11 protein-coding genes are annotated in these 12,183 nt (G+C 61.4%); 10 read left to right on the top strand and 1 reads right to left on the bottom strand.

What is annotated here, in order from left to right; all coding sequences use genetic code 11:
- The first annotated feature begins 18 nt into the window (after nt 1-18).
- Both PU634_RS00460 and PU634_RS00455 read left to right on the top strand, forming a co-directional pair.
- Nucleotides 19-606, top strand: a complete 588-nt coding sequence (locus PU634_RS00460; protein WP_306762127.1) for a sigma-70 family RNA polymerase sigma factor — start codon at nt 19-21, stop codon at nt 604-606.
- On the top strand, nt 600-776 hold the full coding sequence (locus tag PU634_RS00455; protein ID WP_306762126.1) for an anti-sigma factor family protein: 177 nt from the start codon (nt 600-602) through the stop codon (nt 774-776). The genes PU634_RS00460 and PU634_RS00455 overlap by 7 nt, the downstream gene beginning before the upstream one ends.
- Nucleotides 777-805: 29 nt before the next feature.
- Here PU634_RS00455 and PU634_RS00450 read toward each other — a convergent pair whose 3' ends face one another.
- On the bottom strand, nt 806-2,359 hold the full coding sequence (locus PU634_RS00450; RefSeq protein WP_306762125.1) for a methyl-accepting chemotaxis protein: 1,554 nt from the start codon (nt 2,357-2,359) through the stop codon (nt 806-808).
- Between the two features lie 343 nt (nt 2,360-2,702).
- Here PU634_RS00450 and PU634_RS00445 point away from each other — a divergent pair, with 343 nt between their 5' ends.
- The 8 genes from PU634_RS00445 to PU634_RS00410 all read left to right on the top strand — a co-directional run bounded on the left by PU634_RS00445 (nt 2,703) and on the right by PU634_RS00410 (nt 12,173).
- Nucleotides 2,703-4,934 carry an NADP-dependent isocitrate dehydrogenase gene (locus PU634_RS00445; protein ID WP_306762124.1) on the top strand — a complete coding sequence of 744 codons (2,232 nt, stop codon included), beginning with the start codon at nt 2,703-2,705 and terminating at the stop codon, nt 4,932-4,934.
- 236 nt (nt 4,935-5,170) lie between these two features.
- Entirely contained in the window at nt 5,171-5,923 is a 753-nt protein-coding gene (locus tag PU634_RS00440; protein ID WP_306762123.1) for a MipA/OmpV family protein, read from the top strand.
- 477 nt (nt 5,924-6,400) lie between these two features.
- A complete protein-coding gene (locus PU634_RS00435) occupies nt 6,401-7,423 on the top strand; it encodes a TRAP transporter substrate-binding protein (protein WP_306762122.1) in 1,023 nt (340 codons plus the stop codon).
- Nucleotides 7,424-7,495: 72 nt separating this feature from the next.
- Nucleotides 7,496-8,092 (top strand): TRAP transporter small permease, encoded by a 597-nt coding sequence (locus PU634_RS00430; RefSeq protein WP_306762121.1) that lies wholly within the window; start codon nt 7,496-7,498, stop codon nt 8,090-8,092.
- Nucleotides 8,093-8,104: 12 nt separating this feature from the next.
- Complete coding sequence (locus PU634_RS00425; RefSeq protein ID WP_306762120.1) at nt 8,105-9,391, top strand: TRAP transporter large permease; 1,287 nt, start codon at nt 8,105-8,107, stop codon at nt 9,389-9,391.
- Nucleotides 9,392-9,402: 11 nt separating this feature from the next.
- Complete coding sequence (locus tag PU634_RS00420; protein ID WP_306762119.1) at nt 9,403-9,846, top strand: universal stress protein; 444 nt, start codon at nt 9,403-9,405, stop codon at nt 9,844-9,846.
- A gap of 97 nt (nt 9,847-9,943) precedes the next feature.
- Nucleotides 9,944-10,873: a LysR substrate-binding domain-containing protein gene (locus tag PU634_RS00415; RefSeq protein WP_306762118.1), complete on the top strand. Its 930-nt coding sequence runs from the start codon at nt 9,944-9,946 to the stop codon at nt 10,871-10,873.
- Nucleotides 10,874-11,063: 190 nt separating this feature from the next.
- A complete protein-coding gene (locus PU634_RS00410) occupies nt 11,064-12,173 on the top strand; it encodes an NAD/NADP-dependent octopine/nopaline dehydrogenase family protein (RefSeq protein ID WP_306762117.1) in 1,110 nt (369 codons plus the stop codon).
- Nucleotides 12,174-12,183 lie beyond the last annotated feature (10 nt).

Raw genomic sequence — 12,183 nt, 5'->3', positions numbered from 1 at the left:
CAACAGACAAGGATTGTCATGGCTGAATCGTCGGCGTTTTCGCCCGAGCTGAACGAACAACTGCGGCTGCAAATGCTGAAATTCGCCACCCTGCAGCTGCGGGATCCCCACCTGGCGGAAGACGCGGTGCAGGAAGCCATGCTGGGCGCCTTTCGCTATGCCGACTCCTTTCACGGCCACTCCGCCTACAAGACCTGGGTGTTTGCCATTCTCAAGCACAAGATCGCCGACCAGATCCGCCGGCGCCAGCGCCTGACCAGCGTCAGCGAGCTGCACGACGACACCGATCAGCAGTTTGAAGACACCCTGTTCAACCAGGCCGGACGCTGGCACAAGGAAGAGCGTCCCATGCGCTGGAGCTCTCCCGATGACAGCCTGGAAGACGAGCGCTTCTGGCAAGTCTTCGAGGCCTGTCTCGAGGGCCTGCCCGCCCGTCAGGGCCGGGTATTCATGATGCGGGAATTCGTGGGGCTGGAAAGCCCGGAGATCTGCGCCGAGCTGGCGCTCACCGTCAGCAATCTCAATGTCATTCTGTACCGGGCACGACTACGGCTGCGCGAATGCCTGGAGAACCGCTGGCAACGGCAAGGAGACTGCTCATGCTGAAATGTCGTCAGGCCACCCGGCTGATGTCCGAAAGCCAGGAGCGGCCCCTTACCACCCGGGAAACACTGTCGCTGCGGCTGCACACCCTGATGTGCGACGCCTGCAGCAACTTTCAGCAGCAACTGCCGGTGCTGCGCCGGCTCTGCCGCACCTACGCCAAACGCAAGTAGGCATGGTGTCAGCCGGGCTGAGTGCCCCTTCACCGCCTCAGCCGCACCACCAGATCGTGCAGTTCGCCGGCCACCGACTGCAACTCGGCCATGCTGCCGGCGGCAGAGTCGGCCTGGGCCAGCCCCGAGTCCGACAGACTGGCCATGTGCACCGCCTGCCGGTTGATGTCTTCCGCCACCCGCGCCTGCTGCTCCACCGCCGTGGCCATTTGCATTGACATGTCGGCAATGCGCGACACCGCCGACGTAATGCCGCTCAGGCTCTTTTCCGTTTCCACCACACGGCCCAGCCCCGCCTCGGCACCAATCTTGCCCTGCTCGGCCACCGCCACCGACGAGCCGGCGCGATCGCTCAGCTCCGCCACAATACGGTGGATCTCGCCGGTGGACTCCCGGGTCCGCGCCGCCAGCCGGCGCACTTCGTCGGCCACCACCGCGAAGCCCCGGCCCTGCTCGCCGGCCCGGGCCGCCTCGATGGCGGCATTGAGCGCCAGCAGGTTGGTCTGCTCCGACAGGGTTTCAATCATGTCCGCAACCTGAGCAATGCCGGTGATCTGCTGCGCCAGCCGCTGCACCTCGGCACCGATATCGTCCACGGTATTTTTCAGCCCGGCAATGGCTTCCCGGGTGACACCGGCCATCTCCAGGCCCTGGTAAGCCATCTGGCTGGCCCTGTCGGCCTGCGTGGCGGTTTCCTGCACATGGGCGGTGACGTCGTTGATGCTGGCGCTCATCTCGTGCATGGCGGTGGCCACCTGCTCGGTTTCCTGACGCAGACCGGCCATGCCATTCCGGGCCTGGCGGGACCTTGCCTGGCCGCTGTCGGAGCTGCGGGTCACCTGGCCGGCGGCGTCTTCAATGCGGGTAATGGTGGCCGTCAGCCGGGCCTTTTCACTGCGAATGCCCGCCTTGAGCCGGCCCAGCATGCCCTGCTCCCGGCTGTGGGTATGCACGGCCAGCTCGTGGCGAAAGGCACCGCCCAGCAGTTCATCGAGCCGGATCAGGGTGTGCCGGTGCCAGTGGCTCACCCAGCCGCCAAAGGCGGCCAGCGACAGTAATTCGAGCATCACCGCGGCGTCGGTATTGCCACTGACCAGCAGGGCGGCAACCGGAAGCTGGGCGGCCCCCAGCCAGCACCAGGGCCGGGACAGTATGGAGGCGCGTGGCAGGGACGCCCCCGCCCGCAGCCGGGCGTAAAGCCGCTCGGCCCGGGCCACGTCTTCCCGGTCGGGGCAGGCGCGCACCGATTCAAACCCCACCACCTTGCCGCCCTCGGTAATGGGCGACACATAGGCATCCACCCAGTAGTGGTCGCCGTTCTTGCAGCGGTTTTTGACCAGGCCCATCCAGGGCTGTCCCGCCTTGAGATGCTCCCACATGACCTTAAAGGCGGCCGGTGGCATGTCCGGATGACGCACCAGATTGTGGGGCTGGCCAATCAGCTCCTCACGGGGATAGCCGCTGACGTTCACAAAGGCGTCGTTGCAGTGAAGAATATTGCCGTGAATATCGGTGGTCGAGACCAGCCGCTCACTGGCGTCGAAGGTGCGTTCCCGGTGGGTAACGGGAAGGTTCTCTCTCATAGTGCATCCTTACATAACAGCGGGTACCACATGTCCCGACGGACAAGCCCGGAGGGATTATAGGGAATAACGTCACCAACCGCTCTTTTCTTGATCCGGATCACACTACTTGATCGCCGGGTGCCGGGGATGCTGGCCGTATGAGTATTGGTTCAATCCGCTTGCCCCGCGACTATTTCTTGCTTATTTGAACTTGAACACTTAAGTCCGCGCGCCCAAGTGTCATACAATGGGCGCCGGAAATTCCGCGCAGCGGATTCAAGTCCAGCGCCAGTACCCAATATCCTCTGGTACCAGGCGCGGCCGCTGCTCCCCCAACATCAACCTGGGAAATAGGGAAATAATGACCACCAAACAATCGACCATCGTCTATACCCTGACCGACGAAGCCCCCGCTCTGGCCACCTACTCTCTGCTGCCCATTATTCGCACCTTCACCGACGCCGCCGGCATTGATGTTACCCTGAGCGACATCTCCCTGGCCGGCCGCGTACTGGCCGCCTTTCCCGAGCGCCTGACCGACGAGCAGCGCGTGGCCGACGGCCTGGCCGAGCTGGGTGAGCTGACCCAGGACCCGCACGCCAACATCATCAAGCTGCCCAACATCAGTGCTTCGGTGCCCCAGCTGCGCGCCTGCATCAAGGAGCTGCAGTCCCAGGGTTATAACGTGCCCGATTTCCCGGAAGAGCCGAAGACCGACGAAGAAAAAGCCATCCGCGAGGCCTACTCCAAGGTGCTGGGCAGCGCAGTAAACCCGGTGCTGCGCCAGGGTAACTCCGACCGTCGCGCCCCGGCCGCGGTCAAGGCCTTTGCCCGCAAATACCCCCATTCCATGGGAGCCTGGAGCAAGGCGTCCCGCTCCCACGCCGACTACATGACCGGCGGTGACTTCTTCTCCAGCGAGCAGTCCGTGACCATGGACAAGGCCCAGACCGTGCGCATCGAGTTCATCGGTCAGGACGGCAAGCCCCAGCTGAAAAAAGAGCTGGCGCTGCAGCAAGGTGAAGTGCTCGACAGCATGTTCATGAGCGCCAGGGCGCTGGAAAGCTTCTTTGAGCAGACCCTGCAGGACTGCAAGGAAACCGGCGTGATGTGGTCCCTGCACGTCAAGGCCACCATGATGAAGGTGTCTCACCCCATCGTGTTCGGCCACGCGGTCAAGGTGTTCTACAAGGAAGTGTTCGACAAGTACGGCAAGCTGTTTGACGAGCTGGGTGTAAACCCCAACAACGGCATGAGCAGCGTACTGGAGAAGATCAAGAGCCTGCCCCAGTCCACTCAGGAAGAAATCGAAGAAGCCATTCACGACTGCTACGAGCACCGTCCGGAGCTGGCCATGGTGGACTCGGTGAAAGGCATCACCAACCTGCACGTGCCGAGCGACGTGATCGTGGACGCCTCCATGCCCGCCATGATCCGCAACTCCGGTCAGATGTGGGGCCGCGACGGCAAGCTGAAGGACACCAAGGCGGTGATGCCCGAGTCCACCTATGCCCGCATCTATCAGGAAGTGATCAACTTCTGCAAGACCAACGGCGCCTTTGATCCGCGCACCATGGGCTCGGTGTCCAACGTGGGCCTGATGGCGATGAAGGCCGAGGAATACGGCTCGCACGACAAGACCTTTGAGCTGACCGAAAACGGCACCATGCGGGTGGTCAACGAGGCCGGCGAGGTGCTGATGCAGCACGACGTGGAAAAAGGCGACATCTGGCGTGCCTGCCAGACCAAGGACGCCGCCATTCGCGACTGGGTCAAACTGGCGGTGAACCGCGCCCGCAACTCCGACACCCCGGCGGTGTTCTGGCTGGACGACGAACGCGCCCACGACAACGAGCTGCGCAAGAAGGTGGAAGCCTACCTGCAGGAGCATGACCTGTCCGGCCTGGACATTCGCATCATGGCCTACAACGAGGCCATTCGCTTCTCCATGGAGCGCATGAAGCGCGGCAAGGACACCATTTCCGTGACCGGCAACGTGCTGCGTGACTACCTGACCGATCTGTTCCCCATCATGGAACTGGGCACCTCCGCCAAGATGCTGTCCATCGTGCCCATGCTGGCCGGCGGCGGCATGTACGAGACCGGTGCCGGCGGCTCCGCGCCCAAGCACGTGCAGCAGCTGATGGAAGAAAACCACCTGCGCTGGGATTCCCTGGGTGAGTTCCTGGCCCTGGCAGTGTCGCTGGAGGAGCTGGGCATCAAGGAAGGCAACGACCGCGCCAAGCTGCTGGCCAGGTGTCTGGACAAGGCCACCGAGCTGCTGCTGGACAACGGCAAGTCACCGTCCCGTCGCGCCGGCGAGCTGGACAACCGCGGCAGCCACTTCTATCTGGCCCTGTACTGGGCTCAGCAGCTGGCCACCCAGACCGAGGACGCCGAACTGGCCGCCCACTTCGCGCCCCTGGCCAAGGCCCTGGCCGACAACGAAGACCAGATCGTCAGCGAACTGAACGCCGTGCAGGGCCAGCCCGCCGGCGTTCAGGGCTACTACCATGCCGATCCGGCCGTTCTGGAAAAGGTGATGCGCCCCAGCACCACCCTGAACCAGGCCCTGGCCCAGCTGAACGGCTAAGCCGGCCTCCGACAGCAACAACATGCAAACCCGGCCACGGCCGGGTTTTTTATTGGCCGGTATTCACCTTCACCCAATCTGGGCGCTCACAACGGTGACGGCGAGGATCATCATGCTAGACTTGGCCTTACCGGTTAGTTAAGGATGCAAACGGAGCCGCCGGTAACCCGCCTGACCGGCAACGCCAGGGAGCGGCGAACATTCCATCTTCAATCCTCAGGAGCACAGCCACCCTCATGAACCGATCCATTGTCTGTTCCCTTGCCGCCCTGTCACTGCTGGCCGCACCGGCCATGGCCCAGTCCTGGAGCGGCAGCGTTGGTCTTTCCGCCACCCAGGCCCCCGATTACCTGGGCAGCGATGACTACGAGACCAGAGTGCTGCCGGACGCCAACCTCAAATACGGTGAGCTGTTTTACCTCAACTGGCGCGATGGTCTGGGCTGGAACCTGTATCAGCAACAGGACTGGAGCCTGTCGCCCTTTGTCGGCTACACCCCGGGGCGGGATAACGACGGTGACCTGCACCGTTTTGCGCGCGTGGACGGCGGCCTGACCGGCGGCCTGCGCCTGAGCTACCAGCCCGGCTTCTGGCGCTTCAGCCTGCAGGGCCAAACGCCGCTGACCGGTGATGTGGACGGCTACCAGCTGACCCTGCGCGCCGGCTGGCGGGATCAAATTGCACCGGGCTGGACCGCCGGCTTTGGCCCCAGCCTGACCTACAGCAGCAAGGAGTGGACCCAAAGCCTGTTTCGCGTGTCCGCCGGCGATGCCGCCCGCAGTGGCTTCAGCCGTTATGAGCCCGGCGAGGGTTACTGGCGTCTGGGCCTGAGCGGCAACATCAATTACCGTGTTGCCGCAAACTGGTCGGTCACCGGCCTGGCCGGCATCACTCAACTCACCGGCGATGCCGAAGACAGCCCCATCGTCAAACGGGCCGGCGAGGCCACCCAGGCCCTGGCCGGTATGGTGCTGAGCTACCACTTCTGAGCCTTTGGCCGAGGAGCATGTCGGCCAGACTCCGCAATGCGAAGCAGCAGCAGGCTTGCCTCCACCGGCACGCGACAAGTACTTCCATGTGCCGGTCGGCTACGGCAATCCCTGCTACTGCTTCATGTCATACCGGCGCCGCCGGTGTGAGGGGTTCAGGCAACCCGGCTTGCCTGTTTTGCGTTTCGTCGTCTACGCTGATGTTTCAGTCTGAGCGGTCAACTTGCTTACCACTGTAATCTTTCGCCCCCTATCATCCCACTCATGTTCCCGCACTTGCAAAAGCCAACAAAGTCACCCAAAAACCGCCAAAAAATCATAACAACGCAAGCATAATAACCAAAACACATCAGAATCCTTTCTTTCCACCTCTTAAAAACGTATTTGAACGAGCCCCTTTTCTTGCGTCTTGTTGCTTATTTTGCCAGTCTATAAACGCAATTAAAGTTAGAGCACGAAACCATAACGGAGCACCAAATGGATATGCAAAAGGGATTCAAGCTCAAGCAACTGGCCGGTGTGTCGGCCCTGGCCCTGTTCGCCTGTGGCGCCGCCCAGGCCGATACCTGGCGTTACGCCCATGAGGAATACGAAGGCGACGTGCAGGATGTGTTCGCCCACAAGTTCAAGGAATACATCGAGGACAACTCGGCGCACCAGCTGCAGATCTACCGCTTTGGCGAGCTGGGCGAGTCGGACGACATCATGGAGCAGACCCAGGCGGGCATTCTGAATTTCGTGAATCAGTCCCCCGGCTTTACCGGTGCTCTGATCCCCGAAGCGCAGATCTTTTTTATTCCCTACCTGATGCCCACCGACATGAAGGACGTGGTGAGCTTCTTTCGGGAAAGTGACGCCATCAACGAGAAATTTCCGAAACTCTACGCGGAAAAAGGCCTGAAGCTGCTGAAAATGTACCCGGAAGGGGAGTTTGTGGTCACGCTGGACGAGCCCATCACCACCCCCGAAGAGCTGAAGAACAAGAAGGTACGGGTGATGACCAACCCGCTGCTGTCGGAAACCTACTCCGCCTTTGGCGCCACCCCCACCCCCCTGCCCTGGGGCGAAGTGTACGGCGCACTGCAGACCAACATGATTCAGGGCCAGGAAAACCCCATTTTCTGGATCGAGTCCGGCGGCCTGTATGAGGTGTCGCCCAACCTTATCTTCACCGGCCACGGTTGGTTCACCACCGCCATGATGGCCAACCAGGACTTCTACAACGGCCTGTCGGACCAGGACAAGCAACTGGTGCAAAAGGCCTCCGACTACGCCTTTGAACAGACCATAGAACATATCGACGGCCTGGCCGAGCGCGCGCTGGAAAAGATCACCAGCAGCAGCGACGAGGTGACTGTTACCCGCCTGAACGAAGAGCAGATTGCCGCCTTCCGTGCCCGCGCCCCCCAGGTGGAAGCCAAGTTCATTGAAATGACCGGTGAGCGTGGCCAGGAACTGCTCAACACCTTTAAAGAAGATCTCGAAAAAGTGACCAACTAACCGATAACGGGGCGCTTTGCGCCCCTTCTCTTTTACCCTGGCCGGCTCTTTTAACCGGTCAAGGAGCACGGTATGAACAACAACAACCAGGACATCGTCGAGGACGACACCGCCAGTTATCATTCCGGCCTGCCCGGGGTACTGGGCTGGCTGGACGAATGGATTGCCCGCATCGAGGCGGTCATGCTGGCCGCCGGCGTGCTGCTGATGGCCATCAACACCTGCGCCAACGTCATTGCCCGCTTTGTGTTTGGTGAGGGTTTTTTCTTCTCCGGCGAAATCAACCGCATTCTGATTATTCTGATCACCTTTGCCGGCCTGGGCTACGCCGCCCGTCACGGCCGCCATATTCGCATGTCGGCCCTGTACGACTCGCTCTCCGTTCGGTTGCGCAAGGTGCTGATGGTGCTGATCGCGCTGTTTACCTCGGCCGTCATGTTTTTTCTCTGTTATCACGCCTACGGCTATATCGAGACCCTGTACAGCCGCGGTCGCATTCTGCCGGCACTGGGCTTTGAGATCTGGTGGATTTACCTGTGGGTGCCGGTGGGTTTTGCCATAACCGGCATTCAGTATTTGCTGACCGCCGTCAAAAACCTCACCAGCCGGGGGGTATTTCTTTCCACCGGTGTGCCGGACGGCTATGGCGACACCGAAACCGAAGTGTAAAAGGTGAACTCCATGGCAACACTGTTAATGTCGATCATGATTGGCCTGCTGCTGCTGGGCTTTCCCATGATGATTCCGCTGATCACCGCCGCCGTGGTGGGCTTTGTGATGATGTTCGACGGCTTTGGTCAGATGGGCACCTTTATTCAGCAGATGATGGGCGGCATTCGCCCGGCCTCGCTGATTGCCGTGCCCATGTTTATTCTGGCCGCCGACATCATGACCCGGGGCCATTCCGCCGACCGGCTGATCAACATGGTGATGGCCTTTATCGGTCACATCAAGGGGGGGCTTGCCATCAGCACCGCCACCTCCTGCACCCTGTTCGGCGCCGTGTCCGGCTCCACCCAGGCCACCGTGGTGGCGGTGGGCTCGCCGCTGCGGCCCAAAATGCTGCGCGCCGGTTATTCCGACCCCTTCACCCTGGCACTGATCATCAATGCCAGCGATATCGCCTTTCTGATCCCGCCGAGCATCGGCATGATCATCTACGGGGTGATTTCGGAAACCTCCATTGCCGAGCTGTTTATCGCCGGCATTGGCCCGGGGCTGCTGATCCTGGTGATGTTCTCGCTCTACTGCCTGTATTACGCCCACAAGAACGAAGTGCCCACCGAGCCCAGGGCCAGCTGGCGCGAGCGCGGCGTGGCCGTGCGCCAGGCGCTGTGGCCGCTGTTCTTTCCGGTGATTATCGTGGGCGGCATTTACGGCGGTATATTCAGCCCCACCGAAGCCGCCGCCGTGTGCGTGCTTTATGCCTTTTTGCTGGAGTTCGTGGTATTCCGCTCGCTGAAGCTGCCCGATATCTACCGCATCGCCAAGTCCACCGGACTGATTACCGCCGTGGTGTTTATTCTGGTGGCGGTGGGCAACGGCTTTTCCTGGATATTGTCATTCGCCCAGGTGCCGCAGACCATTCTGGAGTCGGTGGGCGTGAACGAGGCCGGCCCGGTGGGTGTGCTTATCGCCATTTGCGTGGCCTTTTTTATCGCCTGCATGTTTGTGGACCCCATTGTGGTGATCCTGGTGCTGACGCCCATTTTCGCCCCGGCCATTCAGTCTACCGGGCTGGATCCGGTGCTGGTGGGGGTGCTGATCACCCTGCAGGTGGCCATCGGCTCGGCCACGCCGCCCTTTGGCTGTGACATTTTCACCGCCATCGCCATTTTCAAGCGACCCTATATGGAAGTGATCCGCGGCACCCCGCCCTTTATCTTTATGCTGGTGGCCGCCGCCGGGCTGATTATCGCCTTTCCCGACATTGCGCTGTATTTCCGGGATCTGGCCTTTGCGGACTGACAGGAGGCTGAGTGTTTAAACGAATCGTGGTGGCCGTGGACGGCTCCGACAGCGCCCTGCGGGCGGTAGACAAGGCGGTGCGGCTGCAACAGCTGCTGCCCGAGGCCGAGATTTTGCTGATTTGCGTGTACAAGCACCACAGCCTGTTCGAAGCCAGCCTGTCCATCGGCCGGCCGGCAGAGATGGACATACCCGACAAGGTGCTGTCGGAATACGCCCGGGAGGTGGTCAACCACGCCAAAACCCATGCTCAGGCGCAGGGCGCCACCCATTTGCGCGGCTTTGTGCGCGGCGGCCGGCCTTCCAAAGTGATAGTGCAGTTCGCCAGAGAAAAGGACGCAGATCTGATTGTGGTGGGCACCCGCGGCACCCACAGCGACAAGGAAGGCATGCTGCTCGGCAGCGTGTCCCACCGGGTGACCAGCGCCGCCAGATGCCCGGTGCTGGTGGTGTGAGTACGGCTGACTGCTCGCCTTGTTCGGGAGTGGCTCCGGCTCTGGTAAGCTTCGCACCATACTGAACGCCGGATACTCAGCAGCAAGGGCCTGCCCCATGAAACTTTCCCAGCTCAATGCCTTCAAGGCCATTGTGGAATGCCAGACCGTTACCGCCGCCGCGGAGCGGCTCAACCTCAGCCAGCCGGCGGTGAGCCGGTTGCTGGCGGCGCTGGAGCAGCGGCTGGGATTTCAGCTGTTTGTGCGCAAGGGCAACCGCCTGCAACTCAGCGACGACGGCGAGGCCTTTTATCTGGAAGTGGCCCGGGCCTTTGAAGCGTTCTCCGGCCTGGATCAGGCCGCCGCTTCCATTCGCGAGCATCGTTTTGGCCGCCTCAATATGGCCGCCATGCCGCTGCTGTCCGGTGCTTTTCTGCCCCGCACCCTGGCGCGGTTTTTACGCCAGGCGCCGCAAATGAAGGTGTCCCTCAAGACTTTCCGCTCGGAAGAGGTAATGCACAGGGTACAGAGTCAGACCTTGGATATCGGTTTTGCCTTTGTCGATGCGCCCCTGGCCGGCGTGAATGCCCGCCGGGTGAAATGCGAGTCGGTCTGTCTGTTACCCGCCTCTTCACCCCTGGCGGAAAAAACCTGTATAGATGTATCCGATCTCGCCGAATCGCCACTGATCCGCCACGAAAAGGACATCAGCCAGCGCAAGATAGACGCCCTGCTGCGCCGCTACCAGCTCAGCCTGAGCGAACATATTGAGGTCTCTCTGGCCACCTCGGCGGCGGCGCTGGTGCGCGAAGGGCTGGGCGTGGCCATTACCGATCCCTTTACCGCCCGCATGGCCAGCGAGCAGCAAGCCGTGCTGACCCGGCCGCTGGCCTTCTCCCTGCCCTTTGAGTTCGACATTCTGTTTCCGGCGCTGCGCCCGGCCAGCCGCCATGCGGATCGCTTTGTGGAAGCCTTTGCCGGCCTCGCCGCCGAGATGAACATTGAGCTGCGTATCGATCCCAGGCGATCCCTGCAGGAGCAAGTGTGATAAATATCACGCTTTTTGCGCCATGCCTCGGCGCCGCATCATTCAATTAACAACTTAATCATCAGTTAATTACATCACTCCTTCGGTCCGACCATGCATTTTTGTAATACTTGGAAACGGGCCGGGCATTATTCCGCGCTCATGGTTTTTTCTAGTCTGGCGGCATTCGTCATACACAGAGGTAACCACCATGAGCTTGCGTGTTTCCGTTATCGGCTCCGGCAATGCCGGCCTGACCGCCGCCTACCATTTTTCCCTGCTGGGCGCGAATGTGTGCCTCTATGGCGCTCCCGGCTTTGATCAGCCCCTTGCCGACATCGCCGAACGCGGCGGCATTGAAGCCTTGGCCGAATTCAACGGCGTGCCACTGGAATTTGCCGGCGTTCAGCCCATTCACACCCTGAGCCGGGATCTGGCCGAGACGGTGGCCTTTGCCGATGTGCTGGTGCTGCCGGTGCCGTCCTTTGCCCAGGAGCCGCTGTTCCGGGCCATGCTGCCGCACCTGAAAAATGGCCAGACCCTGATGCTGATGCCGGGCAACTACGGCTCCTTGGTGTTTGATCGCCTGCGCCGGGAGCAGGGCTATGACACCCTCGACGTGACCCTGGTAGACGCCATTTCCATACCCTGGGCCACCCGCATCGTGGGCCCGGCTCAACTGGCCATTCTGGGCATGAAGGAGCAGCTGCCGGTGGCCGCCCTGCCCGCCAGCCGCACCCAACAGGCCATTGAACAGCTGCAGCCGCTGATGCCCCTGCCGCTCACCGCCCTCGACAACGTGATTGCCGCCGGCCTGGAAAATATCAATTTTGGTGGTCATCCCCTGCTCACCACCCTCAACATGGGCCTGCTGGAGAACTTCAACGGCCAGTACAACTACTACAAGGACTGCTGTTCACCGGCCACCGCCCGGGCCGCGGCGGTGATGGAGCAAGAACGGCTGGCGGTGGGCCGGGCCCTTGGGTTGTCGCTGAAAACCGAGCTGGAGGCCATGAACAGCCTCTATGGCCTGAACGCCGGCAGCGTGTATGAGCTTAACCGCACTTCGGAAACCCACGGCAAGCTCAACAGCGCGCCCAAATCCTCCCAGGATCGCTACATCACCGAAGACGCCGCCTTTCTGCTGGTGCCCTGCTTTGAGCTGGGACGGCTGGCCGGGGTGCGCACGCCCCTGGTGGAGTCCTGTCTGCATATCGATAACGCCTATAACAATACCGACTATTTCAGCAACGGACGCACCCTGGAAAAAATGGGCCTGACCGGTAAATCGGTTCAGGAAATCATGGCTATCGTGGCCTGATCCCGCGCGG

This window comes from Oceanimonas pelagia, from assembly GCF_030849025.1.
GTDB lineage: Bacteria > Pseudomonadota > Gammaproteobacteria > Enterobacterales > Aeromonadaceae > Oceanimonas > Oceanimonas pelagia.
Note: the sequence above shows the minus strand (reverse complement) of the source record. Positions and strands in the feature narration are given on the sequence as shown.